The 18,350-nt window shown below is 32.7% G+C and carries 18 protein-coding genes; 10 read left to right on the forward strand and 8 right to left on the reverse strand.

Annotation, left to right across the window (positions count from 1 at the left end; all coding sequences use genetic code 11):
- The first annotated feature begins 15 nt into the window (after positions 1–15).
- The gene (locus tag HS5_RS05850; protein ID WP_236753230.1) at positions 16–1,197 is read left to right on the forward strand and encodes an amidase; all 1,182 of its coding nucleotides are present in this window, start codon (positions 16–18) and stop codon (positions 1,195–1,197) included.
- On the opposite strand, the gene ppcA is transcribed toward HS5_RS05850, so the two are convergent.
- Positions 1,186–2,715, reverse strand: coding sequence for a phosphoenolpyruvate carboxylase (ppcA, locus tag HS5_RS05855; RefSeq protein WP_236753231.1), 1,530 nt, complete (start codon positions 2,713–2,715; stop codon positions 1,186–1,188). The two genes, HS5_RS05850 and ppcA, sit on opposite strands and share 12 nt — an antisense overlap.
- A gap of 54 nt (positions 2,716–2,769) precedes the next feature.
- On the opposite strand from ppcA, the gene HS5_RS05860 reads away from it, so the two are divergent.
- The gene (locus HS5_RS05860) at positions 2,770–3,210 is read left to right on the forward strand and encodes a peroxiredoxin (RefSeq protein WP_236753232.1); all 441 of its coding nucleotides are present in this window, start codon (positions 2,770–2,772) and stop codon (positions 3,208–3,210) included.
- On the opposite strand, the gene HS5_RS05865 is transcribed toward HS5_RS05860, so the two are convergent.
- Positions 3,207–4,709, reverse strand: a complete 1,503-nt coding sequence (locus HS5_RS05865) for an NAD(P)H-hydrate dehydratase (RefSeq protein ID WP_236753233.1) — start codon at positions 4,707–4,709, stop codon at positions 3,207–3,209. The genes HS5_RS05860 and HS5_RS05865 overlap by 4 nt on opposite strands.
- A 229-nt stretch (positions 4,710–4,938) precedes the next feature.
- On the opposite strand from HS5_RS05865, the gene HS5_RS05870 reads away from it, so the two are divergent.
- The 5 genes from HS5_RS05870 to nurA all read left to right on the forward strand — a co-directional run bounded on the left by HS5_RS05870 (position 4,939) and on the right by nurA (position 11,744).
- Entirely contained in the window at positions 4,939–5,487 is a 549-nt protein-coding gene (locus HS5_RS05870) for a rubrerythrin (RefSeq protein WP_236753234.1), read from the forward strand.
- Positions 5,488–5,558: 71 nt separating this feature from the next.
- Positions 5,559–7,037 carry a DNA double-strand break repair helicase HerA gene (gene herA / locus HS5_RS05875; protein WP_236753235.1) on the forward strand — a complete coding sequence of 493 codons (1,479 nt, stop codon included), beginning with the start codon at positions 5,559–5,561 and terminating at the stop codon, positions 7,035–7,037.
- Between the two features lie 5 nt (positions 7,038–7,042).
- Positions 7,043–8,176, forward strand: coding sequence for a DNA double-strand break repair protein Mre11 (gene mre11 / locus HS5_RS05880; RefSeq protein WP_236753236.1), 1,134 nt, complete (start codon positions 7,043–7,045; stop codon positions 8,174–8,176).
- Entirely contained in the window at positions 8,176–10,764 is a 2,589-nt protein-coding gene (gene rad50 / locus HS5_RS05885; protein ID WP_236753237.1) for a DNA double-strand break repair ATPase Rad50, read from the forward strand. Before mre11 ends, rad50 begins: the two co-directional genes overlap by 1 nt.
- Positions 10,761–11,744, forward strand: coding sequence for a DNA double-strand break repair nuclease NurA (gene nurA, locus HS5_RS05890; RefSeq protein WP_236753238.1), 984 nt, complete (start codon positions 10,761–10,763; stop codon positions 11,742–11,744). Before rad50 ends, nurA begins: the two co-directional genes overlap by 4 nt.
- On the opposite strand, the gene HS5_RS05895 is transcribed toward nurA, so the two are convergent.
- Genes HS5_RS05895 through HS5_RS05905 form a run of 3 tightly spaced genes read right to left on the reverse strand, consistent with a single transcriptional unit; the run spans position 11,728 to position 13,647 of the window.
- A complete protein-coding gene (locus HS5_RS05895; protein ID WP_236753239.1) occupies positions 11,728–12,528 on the reverse strand; it encodes a cation diffusion facilitator family transporter in 801 nt (266 codons plus the stop codon). The genes nurA and HS5_RS05895 overlap by 17 nt on opposite strands.
- 48 nt (positions 12,529–12,576) lie before the next feature.
- Positions 12,577–13,185, reverse strand: coding sequence for a class I SAM-dependent methyltransferase (locus tag HS5_RS05900; protein ID WP_236753240.1), 609 nt, complete (start codon positions 13,183–13,185; stop codon positions 12,577–12,579).
- A 3-nt stretch (positions 13,186–13,188) separates the two neighbouring features.
- Complete coding sequence (locus tag HS5_RS05905; RefSeq protein WP_236753241.1) at positions 13,189–13,647, reverse strand: hypothetical protein; 459 nt, start codon at positions 13,645–13,647, stop codon at positions 13,189–13,191.
- A gap of 68 nt (positions 13,648–13,715) precedes the next feature.
- Between HS5_RS05905 and HS5_RS05910 the strand changes: the two genes are divergently transcribed.
- A complete protein-coding gene (locus tag HS5_RS05910; RefSeq protein WP_236753242.1) occupies positions 13,716–14,522 on the forward strand; it encodes a CBS domain-containing protein in 807 nt (268 codons plus the stop codon).
- On the opposite strand, the gene HS5_RS05915 is transcribed toward HS5_RS05910, so the two are convergent.
- Positions 14,512–14,808, reverse strand: coding sequence for an MTH1187 family thiamine-binding protein (locus tag HS5_RS05915; RefSeq protein WP_236753243.1), 297 nt, complete (start codon positions 14,806–14,808; stop codon positions 14,512–14,514). The two genes, HS5_RS05910 and HS5_RS05915, sit on opposite strands and share 11 nt — an antisense overlap.
- Positions 14,809–14,887: 79 nt before the next feature.
- On the opposite strand from HS5_RS05915, the gene HS5_RS05920 reads away from it, so the two are divergent.
- Complete coding sequence (locus HS5_RS05920; RefSeq protein ID WP_236753244.1) at positions 14,888–15,292, forward strand: Fur family transcriptional regulator; 405 nt, start codon at positions 14,888–14,890, stop codon at positions 15,290–15,292.
- Here the strand turns inward: HS5_RS05920 and HS5_RS05925 are convergent.
- Entirely contained in the window at positions 15,259–16,179 is a 921-nt protein-coding gene (locus HS5_RS05925) for a nucleoside hydrolase (protein ID WP_236753245.1), read from the reverse strand. The two genes, HS5_RS05920 and HS5_RS05925, sit on opposite strands and share 34 nt — an antisense overlap.
- Before the next feature lie 128 nt (positions 16,180–16,307).
- On the opposite strand from HS5_RS05925, the gene HS5_RS05930 reads away from it, so the two are divergent.
- Positions 16,308–18,056, forward strand: a complete 1,749-nt coding sequence (locus HS5_RS05930; RefSeq protein WP_236753246.1) for an archaea-specific SMC-related protein — start codon at positions 16,308–16,310, stop codon at positions 18,054–18,056.
- Here HS5_RS05930 and HS5_RS05935 read toward each other — a convergent pair.
- A complete protein-coding gene (locus HS5_RS05935) occupies positions 18,022–18,348 on the reverse strand; it encodes a hypothetical protein (RefSeq protein WP_236753247.1) in 327 nt (108 codons plus the stop codon). The genes HS5_RS05930 and HS5_RS05935 overlap by 35 nt on opposite strands.
- Between the last annotated feature and the right edge of the window lie 2 nt (positions 18,349–18,350).

Below are 18,350 nucleotides of genomic sequence, written 5' to 3' on the forward strand. Positions count from 1 at the left end.
TTTACGTGAGTGAAGATGACGTTAGAAGAATTAAATTCAAAATACAACGCGTTTATAACAATAGCTGAAATAAAAGGAAGAGATAAAGGAAAACTAAAAGGACTAACTTTCGGGATAAAGGACATTATCCTAACTAAAGGAATTAGAACTACTGCGGGCTCGAAAATACTTAAGGATTACGTACCCACTAAAAATGCTTGGATAGTTAATAGAATCTTGGAAGAAGGAGGAACAATACTAGGTAAAACAAATACTCATGAGTTTGCAATAGGTGCTACAAATACTTCATCAATCGCAGGACCCGCAAGAAATCCTTATGACATAGAAAGAATAACTGGAGGATCAAGCGGAGGATCTGCTGCCGCAGTAGCTTTAAACATGGTTGATGTAGGAGTTGGGACTGATACTGGAGGATCTATAAGAATACCTGCATCTCTATGCGGAGTAATAGGATTTAAACCAACCACGGGAATTATACCTACAGACGGGGTAATTCCTTTTAGCTGGACTTTTGATACAATAGGCTTTATAACAAGAGATATTCCTACTTTAAGAAGAGTCCTAGACGCTGTAATACTCCCAGAAAACAAGCATGTCCTAGTATCTAAGGTAAGGACTAGACCCAGGTTGGGAATACTCTTATTTAAAGATGATCCCGCATCTAATTCGTTAAAAAGTATATTGAATAAGCTTTCCTCGTACTTCGACTTAATTGATATAAGGTTAAATTTTCTTGAAGGTTTCGGAAGCAATGTTCGCGGTACTATTGCTCTAGCTGAAGGATCCTCTTACCACAGGGATTGGATAGAGTCTACTCCTGGAATGTATTTCCCAGACGTTAAAGAATTATTAATGCAAGGTTTACAAATTAGGGCAATAGATTACCTTGATGCATTGAGAGCTAGGAGAGTAATTTTTGAAGAGTATGTTGGAGCTTTTGATACAGTTGACGCAATAATCTCGCCTACCACAAAAATTCCTGCACCTAAGATTTCGGAAGTAGTAGGAAAGGAAAAGGAATTTAGGAAACTTCTAGTATCTAATACAGAACTATTTAGTTTGGTAAATGCTCCTTCTATTTCACTACCTATAGGTAAAGTTAATGACCTACCAGTAGGGTTAATGATAAGCGGTCTACCTTATGAGGACGGAATAGTACTAGATATTGCAGAAAAAATTCTTGAATTAACCAAGTGACTTCCTTATTAAAGCCATTTCTTTTATATACTCCTTCATCTCATCATATCTCTTTTCTTTACAGGCTAGTAAAGCTAAGGAAGATAACAATACGTGCTTTTTAGACTCATAATCTGTACCGCTCATTTTTACTCCTAAACTTTCAGCAAATTTCATATCTTCCTTTATTTTATTAATTATTTCATCGCTTATGTTCCATATTTCCTTTATGTAATCTAGCGCTTCCAGATTGACGTACTTTGCGCTCTCATTAAGATCATGATTTAGCATAACGTAATTCTCCTTTAGAAAATCCCATTCCTCTTCTGAAAGTTTTGAGAGTGATGACAAACCAATTATTTCCGGCGGAATACCTAAGGTATACATTGCCCCTACAAAGCTTATTGCTCTAGGTAGTGTTACTTTTCCAGTGCTTCTAGCATAACCGAATAAGCTTATATGTAACTTTCTAGCCCTCCTCCTAGGTAAATTCAATGCAATGAAGTTTATTGCTGGAGCTAAAGCCTCTATTACGGGCTGATAAGAGGAAACGTAATTCTCAATAATCTTTTTCAGCAGTCCTTCTTCATGATCATTAAAGATTCTAGGTTCTTCTACTTTATTGTCATTAATTCTCTGTATAGCTTCCTTGACCTCTTTCTCGTCATAATCGTATTTGAATGCTGACTGAATTGTAAAAGTGTAAACTCCTTTATATTCTTTTAATGCATTCTCGTAGTTTTTAGGACTTAGATGACCTCTAAAAGGTAAAGAGCCAACTCCTATTATTGGGAATATTTCTATTCCTAGTTCTTTCTTCATCTTATATAAAGTACTTAATGCAAATTTTGCTAGCAATACTGCAGTGAGCATTCCGTAATTCATTGCAGGATCTGACCTTGCTATGAAAACTCTCATGTAAGCCGGTTTTATTACCTTATAATACCCACCTACTATTTCTCTAATTTTTAACAAGGAATCCTTGTCCTCTATTAGAGGAATTACTTCCACTTTTTTAGGATAAATTTCACCTACAAGATCTCTTACATAAATTCCGTCGTATAACTCAATATTCTCCTCCTCTACAACAGCTTTTTCATAATATTTTGCTACTGAGACTAGCTCTTGATAATCTGTAGTAAAAGGTAAAATTACTTCAAAGACAGGAACTGCTTTTTTATCGTAAAATTTTTCAGCTAAATCATAAGCAACTGGAATGCTCTCCATTGTTTCAGCAAAAACTTTTCTCTCAGCTCCTTCTATTCTGGGGTTTGGAAGCCTGTAAGTTAAGAATACATCTTGACCTATTATGTTCTCTTTAAAATATTCAGCGTAAGATGAGAGAAGTTTCCTAACCACATGGGTATCAACGTCCTTACCTTCTGCGTCCCACATTACTTCGTGAATTCCTAGATTCATGTAAGAATAATAAGCTTCTACTACTTCATCGTCTCCTTCTATAACTTCACTTTTAGCCCATTCTGGGACTCTCGCATTATCTGGATGTTGTGTAGACATAGTTTTAGGTATTTTTCTCATTTGAAGGGTATTATCAAAGAAAGTTTTTAAACATTGCTTAGAAACCACTATATCATGTTAGACGTAGGTCAAGATGCTCCAGATTTTGAGGCTGAATCTACAGTAGGTAAAATAAAACTGTCAGATTATAGAGGAAAGAAAGTCGTATTGTATTTTTATCCTAAGGCTTTTACAGCAGGATGCACCAGAGAATTACAGAGATTTACCCAGTTATATGACGAGATAACTAAACTAAATGCCGAAGTTATAGGAGTTAGCGCTGATAGTACTTCTTCTGCTAAAAAATTTGCCGAAAAGTACGGTGCGAAATTTCCACTTATAGGCGATAAGGAAAAGAAGATCATAAACTCCTACGGAGTTTTAAGCGAGAAAGGTACTAGCGCCCAAAGAGTCACTTTCATCATAGACGAGAATGGGAAGATAACTCACGTTTTCAAGAACCTTAAAAAAGCCGAGGAACATGCAGATAAAGCTTTAGAAGCAATAAAAAGTTAAAGGACTCTAACGTAAGGTTTTTTCTTAAACGATTCTAAAGGATTATTTATAACCTCTGGAATTTCATCAATTAAATCGCTCGGAGTTATGTGATTACTATACTTAGCATAGGCTAAAGATCCTGCTAGCCCGTTTATGAATGCTCCTATAGATGCTGCATCAAAGGAAGATAAACCTTGAGCCATTAATGTGGCTACAATTCCAGTAAGTGTATCTCCAGTACCTCCTACAGTCATTCCAGGATTGCCCGTTTTATTCAATCTAAAATTAGTCCCGTCAGAGATTACGTCAAAATAACCCTTCAGTAAAACTACACAGTTTGCATTTTTAGCGCTATTAATAACTTGAGTAATTCTTTCTCTAGGGTTATCTTTTACAGCATAACCGAAGAAAATTTTGAACTCTCCAGCATGTGGTGTAATTACAGCAGACGGGTAAAGTGTAAATCCTTTTATTGCTTTTAATGCGTCGGCATCAATAACTGCAGGCTTATTTATTTCCTTCAGATATGACACTATTTCCTTTGATGCCTCAACAGTCTCTTCTGCTAATCCCATTCCAGGACCTATAACTACTGCATTGGATTTTTCTATCCATGGTTTTAATTCTTCTAAATTTTTGGAGTTGATATTTTCTCCTGAAAGCTTTATTGCTATTAAATCCGGAGAATAGGAGGCTATAGTATAAGCGGTTTGTCCAGGGGAAGCGACGTATACGAGATCTGCTCCTGTCCTTAATGATGCTAATCCTGATAATGAAGGAGCACCGCTAAAGGTTTTACTTCCACCTATTATTAATACTCTTCCTCCTGCACCTTTTCTGCTTTTCATTTCTCTCTTTTTTATATTAAACATAAGATCTCCAGGACCTACATATATTTCTGCTTCCGGAGGAATTCCTATGTTTTCAACTTTAGTTTCAAAGTTGAACTTTGATAAGCCTGCTTTCATATCGTGAAAAGTAACTACTAGGTTCGGAATTACGTAGTCTCCGGGAGCTTCTCCAGTATCGCTGTCGACTCCAGATGGTACATCTATTGATACTTTAAAGCCTTTGCTTGCATTAAATACTTTTATTGCAGTCCTAAAAGGCTCTCTAGGCTTTCCAGAAAAACCCGTACCAAGTAATGCATCTATTAAAATATCACCTTCAACTGGCTTAAGATCTTCTGGATCTTTTATTATGATTATGTTTATTGAGTAATCCATTTCTTGGACTGTGGACAAATTTAGCAGGGCATCTTTATGCTTATTTTCTCCTAAAAGAATTACGGTAACTTTAGCACCTTCAATTGCTAAATGTCTTGCAGCAACTAAACCATCTCCACCTTTACCACCATGGCCTATAAAAACATAAATAGACTTATCCTTTACACTGCCTAATTTTTTCACTATTTCGTCCTTAACGCTCCTTCCTGCATTTTCCATAAGTAATAAAGTAGGTACTCCTAGTGCTTCTGAGTTTATTTCTAATGCCCTCATTCTTTTAGTTGTTATCATGATTTAGAATTCTGCTTTCTGGAAAATTAACTTTCAGTTTCGAGTTACTTCCTCACAACTCGGCATTGAAGTCAGTCATCATCATTTAAATACTTTATTTCAAAGTAATTAATGTTACTACTTCTTTTCTAGCTATTTGCAAGTATGTAATATTATGTTAGCTGTATTATTTAGGCATTTTAATTAAAGTTTATAACCTTCTTCTTTTATAATATTTCAGTGATCCTAAATGGCTCTTGGAAAGGAGACCGAAATTGGATTAAAGGAACTATTTAAGGCAAACGCAGAAGACTACCTAACCCTAACATTCTTAGCAGATAAGCTAGAGGCATTAGGAAGAAAAGAAGAAGCTAAGTTACTAAGAGAAAAAGCGAGAGTAGAATACGGACATGCAACAGGAATATTTGAGAAGTTATTAGAAAACGCAGATGTAACAAAACTTCTAGGAGATTTCGCAAAAGAAGAGGATCAAGAACACGTAGCTGAATACGATAATGTAGCAATGAAAGCAAAAGAAGAAGGACATGTAGATGTAGAAAAAATGTTATGCTCTTATGCAGAACAAGAGAAGGACATAGCAGAGAGCAGTGCAAAAGTACTAGCAATGCTAGCTGATTTCGCGAAAGAAGAAGATATGGAACATGTTTCAGAGTATAACGATGTAGCAATGAAAGCAAAAGAAGAAGGACATGCCGACATTGAAGCAATGCTCTGCGCATACGCAGAACAAGAGAAGGACATAGCAGAAACTGCAAAGAAAGTAACGAAAGCCTTATAAGCTTTTAATTTTTTGTATTACCTTTTTCTCCTTCGTATAGTTTATATATGTAACTAACGCATTTTTATATAATGGTCATAGGTTACGTTATTGGTGATGCAACTCCTCAACAAGCAACAATTCTTGCAGTTAGGGCAGTTAGATTAGGCCTTTATGTGACAATGGAATATGATAGTGAAAAAGTTCTTGGCTTAATTACTAACGTTACAAGAGGCAGTCCAATGATTGATGGTAATACTATAGATGTAGGAATTGTAGAGAGATTAAATAAATTTGATGGGAAAATTCCTCATTATATTAGGGCCACGGTTAAACTTCTTTATAATTTAAATTCGCACTCTCAACCTGACTTACCTCCTATTGCAGGTACTCCCGTTAGTTTAGCAGAAGAAGATGACTTACGAAAGATTTTTTCTGAAGGAGACATTGCATTAGGCAGATTAATAGGTACCAACGTTCCTGTAAGCATAAAAGTTGGGGCGTTAGCAAGACATTTAGCTATACTTGCTGCCACTGGAAGCGGAAAATCGAATACTGTAGCTATTCTTTCTCAAAGAATAGCAGATATAAAGGGCTCAGTATTAATATTTGACTATCACGGAGAGTATTACCGAAGTGATATACATCCTTTACATTCTATAGAGCCTAAACTGAATCCTTTATATTTAAATCCGAGAGAATTTGCTACATTATTAGAAATTAGAGGCAATGCACCTATACAGTATAGAATTATAAGGAGAGCGTTTACAGAATATCAGAAGTCTATTCAAGAAAAAATTAAAAGCGGAGATATAGATTTTGACGCATTAAACCAATCGTTCGTAAAGGATCTTGAAGATTTAATAGATGGTCAGGAAGGCAAAGGAGGTAAAAAGGACTCTGTAGATGAAGTTAAGAACAAGTTAGAAGAATTTGCTGATAAGTATTCTGGGATTATTGATTTGACTTCTAAGGATATAATTTCCAATCTCAAGACTCATAGTGTTAATGTTGTTGATATTAGCCCGTTAGATGAAGACGCAATGGATGCTATAGTATCTCACTACTTGAGGAGAATACTCGATGCAAGAAAGGAGCATAGAAGAAAAGGAACAGGCTTAAGATTCCCAGTTATTACAGTTATAGAAGAGGCCCACGTATTTTTATCTAAAAATGATAGTACATTAACTAAATTCTGGGCATCTAGAATAGCAAGAGAAGGTAGGAAATTCGGTGTTGGATTAATAATAGTGAGTCAAAGACCTAAAGGCTTAGACGAAAATATTCTAAGTCAAATGACTAATAAAATAATCTTGAAAATAGTAGAACCCTCAGATAAGAAATATGTACTAGAAGCAAGCGATAATTTGAGTGAAGACCTAGTAGAACAGCTTTCCTCCTTAGATGTGGGAGAAGCTTTGATAATAGGAAACCTCGTTAGAATTCCAGCATTTGTTAAAATTGACCTATTCAACGGAACTTTAGGAGGAACTGATCCAGACATGAGAGGAGAATGGGAGAAGGCTGAAGAAGAGGATAAGCTTCACGAAAGCTTAACAGACTTTGGGTGATAGACATGCAAATTCTACACATTTCGGATACTCACTTGGGCGCAAGAAAATATAACCTAGACTCCAGAGAAGAGGATATATATGAAACCTTTTCACAACTTATAGATTTTGCACTCAAGGAACATGTAGATGCTATAGTTCATACTGGAGATCTATTTGATACTTATCATCCTCCCATGACAGCAATGAAGACAGCTATAGATAATTTGAAAAAAATTCAAGGTAAAATACTCTTTATTGGCATTGCAGGAGATCACGATACTCCAAAGAGAAGAGGAGCAATATATCCTCAAAGAATTTTGGCAGAATCATTATCTTTACTAACTTTCTTAACTGGAGATGAGAATGGTTACGAAATTAATAAAGATAATATAAAGTTGAGAATTTACGGAATAAAGCATATACCAACAGTGTCCAGAGAAACTTTACTTAAGAAGTTATCTTCCATAAAACCTGAAGGGGATAGAAACATATTAATGCTTCACCAAGGCCTTAAAAGTAAACTACCTTATGAAGGATCATGGCAGTTAGAAGAGGGTGATCTACCTAAAGGATTTAATTACTATGCTTTTGGACATTTCCACTCTAGGTCTATAGAAAACCTAGGGGAAGGCAAATTAGGCATTGCCGGATCTCCTGACATTATTAGAGATGACGAGATAGAATCATGGGAAAAAGATGGCAAGGGAGGATACTTAATAGATCTCTCAAAGAAAGATGTTGAAATTCAGAAAATTAATACAGATATAAGATTACAAAAAATTATTACTATAAATACGAAAAATCTAGATGAGGAAATTAATAATATAATAAAGTCTTTTTCAAATTGTAAAAAGAAGCCTATACTACATTTTATACTAGAAGGAGAAGCCGTGAGTAAAAGTTTACTATTCAAAAAGCTCTCAGTTTTAGAAAACGTAACAGAATTCTACAGAATAGCTAAAGATAATACAACTTATGGAGAAGAAAAGAATACTATAGAACTACCTAAAGATAGTACTATTTCTCAGATAATTACCGCATACCTTAAAAATTTGGGTTATTCAGAAGAGGAATCTAAAATCATTTTAGAAATAATTAATAATTATGATTCGGAAGATGTTCACAATATTATTAAAAAATTTGCAGGTGTAGAATAATGAGAATAGAAAAAGTCATCTTACAAAATTTCTTAAGTCATGATAATTCTGAAATAAGCTTTAAAGGAAATATAAACACTATAGTAGGTCAAAATGGAGCGGGCAAAACATCAATAATAGACGGTATTGTATTTTCATTATTTTCAGAGAGTTCTAGAGGAAATATAAAAAATTTAATTAAAAAAGGTAAATCAACAGGGATAGTTCAAACCGAAATTAGAGATGGAAACATAACATACTTGATAAAGAGAGATATTTCAAGTAGTTCTAACGATTTTGTTGCAAAAAATGATGTAGGTATTGCGAGAGGTAGAAAAGAAGTAGATAAAAAAATCCAAGAGATACTGAAGCTAGATAAGGATATTTTACTTTCTACAGTAATAATAAGGCAAGGAGAAATTGAAAATATATTCAAAGAATTACCAGATGTTCTTAAAAAAATACTAAAAGTGGAAAACTTAGAAAAACTGACTTCCTCTACAGGACCTCTCTACGCTGTACAGAAGGATATCGAGAGCGACTTAAAATACTTAGATAATAGAAAAAATGAATATGAAAATAAGATAAAAGAAAAGGAAAACTTAGAGAAAGAAATAGAAGAAAGTAAGAAGAAGCTAGAGGAACTTGACGGTATAAAAGTTGAAAGAGAGAAGGAAATAGAAGAAAAATCTACTAAATTTGAGGAAATGAAGAAAAAGAGGGATGAATATCTAGGATTAGAGGGCAGCCTTTCCTCTCTTATCGAAAGAGAAAAATTAATAGAAAGAGATTTATTACGATATGATGAAATAAAGAATGAAAAAGAAAGATTAGAAAAGGCAATAGAGAATAGTGCGTATCTTGAAGGAGGAGAAACCTTACTGAATGAGTTACATGAGTTAAAGAAATCCGAAAAGAATTTGCTAGATCAGATAAACATTCTTAAGGAGGAAATAAGAGATTACGAACAAAATTTAGCTAAAAAGAATAGTTTAAAGGATGCTGCAGAAGAATACGAAAAGTTATCAGAAAAGAAAAAGGAGTTAGAAAATGATTATAACGAATATATTTCTTTAAGATCTTTACTTAGTGACAAATTAAAAAGAAAAGAGAAATTGGAAAAAGATATAGAGTTGATAGGTAATCCGCCTTCTTTGGATGAAATAAATAAGCAGATTGATAATTTGGAAAAAGAAATTGATAACTTACAAAATTTAAAAGGTACAAAGGAAGGTAGGAGAGACCAATTAATTCAGATTTTGAGGAATTTGGAAAGCGTTAAAGACAATGCTTGTCCTGTTTGTGGCAGAGAACTTACAGAAGAGCATAAGGAAAAAATTAAGACAGAAGGAGAGTCTGAAATTAAGGAAATTGATAGTGATCTTGAGAAGATTGAGAAGAATCTTGGAAAGCTTAAATCTAAGAAAAAAGAACTCAGTAACTTAAGAGTAGATACAGTATCTAAGCTTACAAAATTAAAGAAATTAAATGAAGATTTGGACAAAATATCTCAAGAATTGCAAGATATTCAAAACAAGCTTAATGACCTAGAAAATTCTTCCAGAGAATATTTAGAAATTAAAGGAAAGATAACCTCATTAGAGCCTAAATATAAAGAATATCTAAAAGTAGCAAATTATGATGAAAAAACTCTGGACGATAAAAAGAATAGACTAAACTCCATTTCCTTAAACCTAAATGAGACGCAAAATAAGATTAAAGAATTGTTAGAAAAAATAAATGATGAAAGAGAATTTGAGAAAAAATTGAAAGAATATAAGAAAAATAAAGAATTGTTAGAAAAAATAAAAATGGAGTTCATAAGGATTGAAAATGAGAAGAATGAACTAGATAAAATTAAAATGAATATAAGCGAAATAAAGGAAAGAATTACACAAATTAATTTTAATGAGGACGAGTTTAATGCGTTAAGCAGAGAAATTGATAAACTTAATAATGAACTAATAAACATAGAAAAAGAAATATCGAATATTGAAGGCAAAATAAACGCTAACAGTAAATTGCTGGAGACACTAAACGAGGAAATTAAGAAGATAAAGGAAGATCTAGATAAAATTCCTAAATTACAAACAGCTCTAAATAAAATTGAAAAATTAAGGACAATACTTAGCGGAAGTAGACTGCAGAATTACATTATGTCAATATTTAAATCTAGAATAGAAAATAATCTAAATGATGTATTAAATATGTTTAATCTGTCGTTCTCAAGAGTTGCTATTAATTTTGATATAGGTGGCAGGACGCAAAAAGGTAAGGTTACAATTAAAGCTTATAATACTGCAGGGGATGATCTAGATATTGAATCATTAAGTGGCGGAGAAAGGATATCTATTGCGCTAGCTTTAAGGATAGCAATTGCAAAGTCCTTAATGGATGAAACAGGCTTCATGATAATGGACGAACCTACAATTCATTTAGATGAGGAAAGAAAGAGAGAACTACTAAATGTTATTAGATATTCTATGAATATAATCCCACAAATAATTATAGTTACTCACGATGAGGAAATTAAGGAAATCTCAGATTATATCATTTCAGTAACTAAGAAAGGAGATAGAAGTGTAATAAGTCAAGGTGACTATTATTGATTGAAAAAGCCTATGAGGAATTTACGAATAATTACTCGAAAATCCTGGAAAAAATAAGGTTCTACAGTAGTTCAATTAACGATTCCGTTAAAGAGCATTTAAAGAAAATATGGATAAACTATGAACCTGAACCTGTGAAGAGTAGTTTCATTGCTATTGATGGCGGAGAATTTGTAAAAGAACTAAGAGTAGGTACGGTATTCCTCGCTAATGCTGAAGCAGTATATGGAGAAGGAGTTAACGTTAGCCCACTAGATAATGAAATAAAGATGGGAGTTTTTAGGCCTGGAAATCTAGCTAAGGAGAGAGTTTCTGAAATAATGAGCGTACTAGAGCTCTCTTTAGCTTTAAGGAATGGGAATAAGGCTGAATACGTCTTAATGGACGGAAGTTTAAAGAAAAAACTAGGTAATGGAAAGGATATTGAAGAAGAGGAAAAGGATTTGGATGAAATAATAAATTGTGATAATGAGGAAAGATCTTTTAGAAGATTAATCTTAAAGTCTCAAATACTAATATGCAGGCTAATACAAAATTATGATGGAAAAGTTCTATGGGTTTCAAAAAATAGCAGAGGAAGAGACTTATTCGGAGAAAGTTTATCCGATATAGCGGTAATTGAAAGTTTAACAGAAAATCCAGGCTTCACTTTACCATTTGTTCATACAATAGATAGGAAAAATTTAGTTAACAACAAAGAAGTTAAAAGTCTAGAGGGAACTGAAATAACTTCCTTCTATGTTAGATTAGAAAAAGGGCAAAGAGTCCTTAAAGTAGATTTAACTGGAAGAATTGAAGAAGAAGAAATTAAGAAAATAATAAACAACTTGCACTCAGTCTCAATTAAAGGATATCCTTATCCATTGTTAAAAGTTCACTACGATGTTAAAGTTAATAAGGAGGATAGACAAAGGATTCTCAGTATTCTTGGGCTTAACCACATCAGAGGAAATAGTTGGTGGCCTAATCAATTCTTTTAGATTCAAACTGTACTGTAACATGGTTAATACCATATTTTTCGGAAAGTATTTTCTGTGCAACTTCTCTTTTATTATCAAGCTCTTTTAGTGTAGTATTAGGATCCTCTTCTATGTGTAGAGTTGCTACTTTATAATGATCACAAATTATCCAAACATGAATATGATGAACTTTAGGAAATACAGTTTTCAAGTCTTCTTCAATACGCTTTGTATCTATAGGGGATTTTTCCATAATAATATCCAGATATGTATGAAAATACCTAAAGTTATAGGCTATCATAATTCCCAGAATTATAAAAGAGAATATAGGATCGAGTTGATAATACCCAGTTAATATAATTAAAAATCCAGCTAACGCACCTAGAATATAGTTTAGAACATCCGATATAACGTGAATATTTATGCTCCTTTTTACACTATTTTCTTCATGCTCTTGAGAAAAAGAGAGAATTATAACAGAAATTAATGAAGCCAATATTACGTAAATAGGATTATCTTTAATACCAAATATGAGGTAAACTGTAGAAATTAGTACACCAACAATAGAACCCAGAATTATTACGCTTAAATTAAGTAAAGATGAAATGACTTCTAATCTATGAAGACCATAAGTATAGTAGGAATTAAACTTGTTTACAATTCTCAGAAAATAAAGTGAAAGAGAAACTATTAATGCATCTAAAAATACATGTATCGCTTCAGAGATAAGAACTGCACTTCTAGCGATTATTGAGAAAGATACTAAAAGTGCAAAAACCACCCAGAAGCCTACTACTGATCTCATCAAGATAACTCTTATTTATCATTTATTTATACCTTCCTAAGGGATTCCCTAAGTTTTAGGTATTGCCTTTACACATATGTATGAACCTTCTATACCTTCTCTCGGATCCTCTACTCTAGGTTCGTCAAAGGGAGAATATGTTAATGTAGATATTGTATCTTTTATCTCAAAATATTTTTGAATTAACGATAAAAGCTCACTTTTTGAAATGAAATGTGCCTTAGAATAATATTTATGACCTTTTTTACCTAGTTCGGTATAATATGATCCCCAACTGGAATCTGAAGGAACTATGCATACTGAGAATTCTTTTTTCGTAACCCTATGAATTTCTTGCAACATTTTTTCAACATCACTTATAAAACAGATAGTAACTGAAATGAAAGTACACTCTACAGCCTTATCCCTTAAGGGCAAATGTAAGGCATCTGCCTGAATTTTATATTCACTGGAATTAGTTAACTTTAACATTGCGTCAGAAATATCTAATGAGATTATTTTACCTTTCATTGCTTCATGAAATATTGAAGGACCTGCACCAATATCTAAACAGTTTGAAAGATTAAGCTTCTTTACTGCTCTTAATTCACTTTCATAAATCATTTCATTTCTTTTATACCATTGTAAATACCCTTGTGGATCATTAAAAATTTCCATAAATTAAGAGTACTCTGAAAGCTTAATAAGTTCCGCTGTTATCTTTATTTTTTCATTTACATCATCTAAAAGATATATCAACTCTTCCCTTCTCCTTTTGAGGGATATTGAAGAGTATGCTATATTACTAACTCTTGATTCTATAAATTGTAATTCTTTTTCAATACTTTCCTTAAGTTTAGCATAGTACGCGTATATATCAAAGAGATTTGATTTAACATTTTCTTCTTCTTGTTTAATCGAGAAATATGGACATATATAACATAAAACTGGATGAGGGGTTATGCCTTCCTGAGAAAGCCAGGAGCTTACTACACTTTCCTCAAATCTTATTCTGCAAATTTTGCCATTAAAATATGAGCATATGTTCCTCTTTCTTATGCCTTCGTTTTCTACGTCTTTAAAGTTTCTAATTCGTTTAGAAAGTGCCGCATCAATAATTAGCTCTCTAAAATTTTCCATAAGTTAATATAGTAGGCTAAACTTATTAATCTCAATGATTTTTTAAGATGGAAATAGAGTGTTAATATATGGGAATTATTAGATCATCAATAATTCTCAGGCCCTATGATACATTGTTATATGCTACTAAAATAATGATAATGGAATACGTCCCTAAAGCAATAGTTACTGACGAGAAAGGCTTTCCTTTAGGAGAATTAACGCAAAAAGATATTATAAAATTTGTATATGAAAAAGGTGAAGAAATAAGTTTTGATAAAGTCTATGTTTCCGAAGTAATGAGAAAAGATATGGTATGCGTTAATGAGAGTATAGATCCACTTGAAGCGGCAGAAATTATGATAGATAAAAAACAACCACTTTTAGTAGTTTGTAGCGATGACGGAAAGGCTTTAGGAATGATAATTAAGTCTGACCTTACACAGTACTACGCTTCACAAATAAAAGGATTGCAGAAGACTGAAGAGTACATGACTTCTCCTGCAATAACAATTTCCAGGTCAGACTCGCTAATAAATGCGGTCAAAACTTTAGTTGAGAAAGACGTTAGCAGGCTAATAGTAGTTGACGAAGATAAAGTAGAAGGTCAATTAACTACCACAGATTTGCTTTACATGACGCCAGTTATAAAGTATAAGGATTGCAAGATTAACGTTAGCGAAGTAATGAGCCCAAATATAATTGTTGTAGACGCAGAGGAGGATTTAGCGAGCGCAGCAAAATTAATGGCTTCAAGAAAGATTAAAGGAATACCTGTAGTAAAGGGAGATAAATTAGCAGGCGTAATAACTACTACAGATGTTACGAGAGCACTATTAGACGATAGAGTTAGAAAATATTTCTACGAAATAAAAATGTATACTTCTACGTTTTAATTACTTCTAATTTATGTTCAATTGAATTTTCCTTATCTCTTCTATCATCTATTTTCATCATTGTAACGATTCTTTTTACTCCTTCTTTAGATAAAGCGTCATCAATGTCCTTTATAATATAACCTAGTTGCGTTATATCATCTATTTCAAGAGTAGTCATTGAAGGTGCAGGATAGAATTTTATTCCTTTGGCTTTAAGTACTTCATATACTATCTTTACAAACCTTGATAGGCTAGTGGAATTTGTACCTATGGGTTCCACACTTATATCTACAAGATATTTCATATTATTCATTAGATTTTATATCTTAAAAATGTTGAAGATGGATAAATTTTAATTACTTCAAAATGATAGTAGTTACATCATGGAAATAGATCCAGTCGAGATATTAAGGAAAAAGGGATTGAAAGTAACTCCCCAAAGACTTGCAGTACTTAAATTGCTAAGTAAAGGTGGGCATTATAGCGGAGAACAGATATTTGAAGAACTTAAGAAAAATGAGCCAAGCATTAGTTTATCTACTGTATATAATGCCTTAGAAGCTCTAGAAACTGCAGGTATTATAAACTCTTTCGAAGCTAATGGGATAACTTGGTATGAAATGAGGAGAAATCCTCACGTAAATGTAATATGCGAAGATAAGAATGCAATAATAGACGTTGATATAAACCTTGAAGAGATAATTCAACAGCTCAAAAATAAAGGAATTAATGTGATTAATTTAAGCGTAGTAGCTTATGCTGATTGCTCTAAGATAGAAAATAAATAATTAATGAATTTGCGCTTGTCCGCCTTTAAAACTATTTTACCATTTTTAATTTTGGTCATTCCATACCAGTCTACTAACATTGCTCCTCTTGCAATAGAGCACGTCTCTACATTCACATTAAATTCCTCCTGCTGAAGAATTAGAGAATTATCATAAGCTATAGTTACAGTAAGTGAATCAGTATGAATACTTCCTCTACCTTCATATTTCTTCGAGTATTCTCTTAACGTCCTATTAACATTGATGAAAAACGTGGACGCTTTCGTATTAATTGATCCTATTTTCTTCCATTCGTCATCTGTTATTTCTGCTGTCTCTTCTGTAGTTTCCCAAGGAATTATAGTTATGTCAAATCCTGCATTGAGTATTATTTCTGCAGCCTCAGGATCTACCCAAAAATTAAATTCGGCAATTTGCGTAGTATTACCTCGTGTAAACGCCCCACCCATTATCCAAATTTTTTTAATTCTTTTTACAATATCTGGATCTTTCAAATAAGCTAACGCTAAATTTGTTAAAGGTGAGACCGCAAGTATTTCTAACTCACCTTCATATTCTTTAGAAAGTCTAATAATTGCATCTACAGCATGTTCTTTTTCAGGAGATATTTTAGGTTCTGGAATTTTCCAGTCTCCTATACCGTTACTTCCGTGAACTTCTTCCACAGTTCTCCATTTACCCATAATTGGTCTTTTTGAACCAACAAAAACTGGAACGCTTAAATTAAAATATTCTACTGTAAATAGTGCATTTCTAATTTCATTTTCGAATTTAACATTGCCAGCGACTATAGTTATACCTAGAAGCCTAAAGAATTTAGAAGCTAATAATATCGCTATCGTATCATCGCTTGCCGTATCCGAATCGATTATAACATATCTTGGCATACTAGAATGTCCGAGATATAATATAAAAAGCTTAAGAAGTTAAAATATAATATTTTTTAGTCATACGAAAAAAATCATTCATACATTTAGTGAAAAGATTTTTTAATGCTAAATTAAATTATGTCTAGATGAAGGTAAGAGTATATAATATCGGTGGTATTGTTAGCCCTTTAGAAGTAGAATTAATAAAAGGAGTAAATATATATAAAGCGCCAAATGCCTATGGTAAAACATCGCTAGCAAAGGCTTTAGTTTCGTTATTAACTTCAGCAATTAAACCAGATGATTTGCTTAATGTCTTTGCAAACTCCGGTTATGTAGAACTAGATCTAGACGGAAGAACATACTATAGAAGAATAAAAAGGGTTAAGAATAGGATAATGGAGAACTCTAAATTGTTACTAGATGATGATAGAGCTCTCCTATTATCTTACTTCTCTCCTGAGAATAAATTACTGAACCAAGTTATGACTGGAGAAGAAAATGTTGAATGGTTTATTTCTGCAACTTCTAAAATTAATGAAATAAAATCCAAAAAAGAAGAAATGGAGACTAAATTACATAATTTGCAAGTAGAAATTGATGATTTAAACAAAAAGCATAAAGAAGCAATGGAATTGCAAACAAAAATAAAGCAAATTGAGGATGAAATAGGTAGATTGGAAAAAGAGAAGGAAAGCGATAAAGTACTTAATAAGACGTCTCAAACAATTAATATAACTAACGAGAATAAGCTACGCGACATAAAGGAAAAGATTGAAGTTAAGAAGAGAGAGCTAGAAGATCTACAGAATAAAATATCTAGATTAGACCAAGAAATTAAGAATAAGGAGAGCTTTACCTCTACTGAGATTAGACAAGCTTATGAAAAACAATTACAGGAAATAAATACTCAACTACAGAAAGCTACATCTCTAAGAAATGAAGCTGAAATAGAAATAAAATTACTTGAAAAAGTATTAGACCAAGTAAGAGAATCAGAAAAACAACATTTAAACACATGTTATGTTTGCGGAAGTCATGTAGATCCTTCCATATGGAAAGTTAGAATTGATGTGATTTCTAAAGAATTACAAGAGAAGAATTCACTATATGCCGGAATAAAGAAAGAGGCTGATGATCTATTAAACAAGAAGTCCGAGATTGAGAAAAAATTGAAGGATTTAGATCAAATAAATTCTGATATTTCAAGATTAAAGATGTCAAGAACTGAACTTGAAAATAGAATAGAAAGCGTTAAGTCAACTATAGACGACTTAGAAAGACAAAGGAGAGAAATGGAAGAAAGGTTCAATAGAAACACTGAAATATATAGAGTTTACGATATAAATGACTCTATAAATAAGAGAATAGAAGAGTTAAAGAAGAAAAAGGACGAATACGAGTATGAATTGGCAGTCAACGGAGTACCTTCAACAATATTGAATAAGATAAGCGAAAAACAAAAGGAATTACAAGAAGTACAAACGATGGTAAATGACCTAGAAAAGGAATATATAAATAGATTAACAATGGCTAGAGAAGAATTTGTTAAAATTGCCAACTATTTGCTAAAGGAATTAGAGTTTGATCTAAGAGCTGAAATTGATGACAATTATAGGTTAATAGTTAAAAAGAGTGATACGACACTGGAATTAAGAAAGTTATCGTCCTCAGAAAGGACTACATTAGCATTGATTTTAGTACTTACTGCACTAAAGTCGTACTTTAAGACACCGTTCTTCATAGTAGATGAATCATTTATGACATTCGATCAGAAAAGATTTGATAAAATAGTAAAATACCTTAACAGTATAACAGACTATGTGATAATAACTAAGAGCGATGAAAATATAGAATTACTTAAGGAGACCACGGAACCTCTAGTCTCCTCATAAGGATTTTATTTAAATCTGTTTTTATTGCATCTTCTACTTGAGGTGGAATACTGGTAATTGGAGTAAACCATCCTACAGAAGTTGTCATACCTAGCTCTTCTGCCCTAGATTTCAACCATAAAGCTACTGCTAAACCGGCTAATGTTGGCTTAAATATTACTATTGAAGGACCTATAGATGAACTAGAAATTTTTATTGCATGTTTTGAAATAGTCTTCCATCTAGTTTTTGTGATTATTCTTACTAATTCTTTTGCTCTATCTTTTTCACCTACTGCATAAAATATTATCATAC

This window comes from Acidianus sp. HS-5, from assembly GCF_021655615.1.
Lineage (GTDB): Archaea > Thermoproteota > Thermoprotei_A > Sulfolobales > Sulfolobaceae > Acidianus.

What these genes read in the sequence shown, in the direction of transcription:
- HS5_RS05920 (WP_236753244.1), top strand. Translation starts at nt 14,888, where the DNA reads ATGGAAATAGATCCAGTCGAGATATTAAGGAAAAAGGGATTGAAAGTA.
- HS5_RS05895 (WP_236753239.1), bottom strand. Translation starts at nt 12,528, where the DNA reads ATGAGATCAGTAGTAGGCTTCTGGGTGGTTTTTGCACTTTTAGTATCT.
- HS5_RS05915 (WP_236753243.1), bottom strand. Translation starts at nt 14,808, where the DNA reads ATGAAATATCTTGTAGATATAAGTGTGGAACCCATAGGTACAAATTCC.
- HS5_RS05905 (WP_236753241.1), bottom strand. Translation starts at nt 13,647, where the DNA reads ATGGAAAATTTTAGAGAGCTAATTATTGATGCGGCACTTTCTAAACGA.
- HS5_RS05900 (WP_236753240.1), bottom strand. Translation starts at nt 13,185, where the DNA reads ATGGAAATTTTTAATGATCCACAAGGGTATTTACAATGGTATAAAAGA.
- HS5_RS05850 (WP_236753230.1), top strand. Translation starts at nt 16, where the DNA reads ATGACGTTAGAAGAATTAAATTCAAAATACAACGCGTTTATAACAATA.
- HS5_RS05860 (WP_236753232.1), top strand. Translation starts at nt 2,770, where the DNA reads ATGTTAGACGTAGGTCAAGATGCTCCAGATTTTGAGGCTGAATCTACA.
- HS5_RS05930 (WP_236753246.1), top strand. Translation starts at nt 16,308, where the DNA reads ATGAAGGTAAGAGTATATAATATCGGTGGTATTGTTAGCCCTTTAGAA.
- rad50 (WP_236753237.1), top strand. Translation starts at nt 8,176, where the DNA reads ATGAGAATAGAAAAAGTCATCTTACAAAATTTCTTAAGTCATGATAAT.
- HS5_RS05925 (WP_236753245.1), bottom strand. Translation starts at nt 16,179, where the DNA reads ATGCCAAGATATGTTATAATCGATTCGGATACGGCAAGCGATGATACG.
- mre11 (WP_236753236.1), top strand. Translation starts at nt 7,043, where the DNA reads ATGCAAATTCTACACATTTCGGATACTCACTTGGGCGCAAGAAAATAT.
- HS5_RS05935 (WP_236753247.1), bottom strand. Translation starts at nt 18,348, where the DNA reads ATGATAATATTTTATGCAGTAGGTGAAAAAGATAGAGCAAAAGAATTA.
- HS5_RS05910 (WP_236753242.1), top strand. Translation starts at nt 13,716, where the DNA reads ATGGGAATTATTAGATCATCAATAATTCTCAGGCCCTATGATACATTG.
- HS5_RS05870 (WP_236753234.1), top strand. Translation starts at nt 4,939, where the DNA reads ATGGCTCTTGGAAAGGAGACCGAAATTGGATTAAAGGAACTATTTAAG.
- herA (WP_236753235.1), top strand. Translation starts at nt 5,559, where the DNA reads ATGGTCATAGGTTACGTTATTGGTGATGCAACTCCTCAACAAGCAACA.
- HS5_RS05865 (WP_236753233.1), bottom strand. Translation starts at nt 4,709, where the DNA reads ATGATAACAACTAAAAGAATGAGGGCATTAGAAATAAACTCAGAAGCA.
- ppcA (WP_236753231.1), bottom strand. Translation starts at nt 2,715, where the DNA reads ATGAGAAAAATACCTAAAACTATGTCTACACAACATCCAGATAATGCG.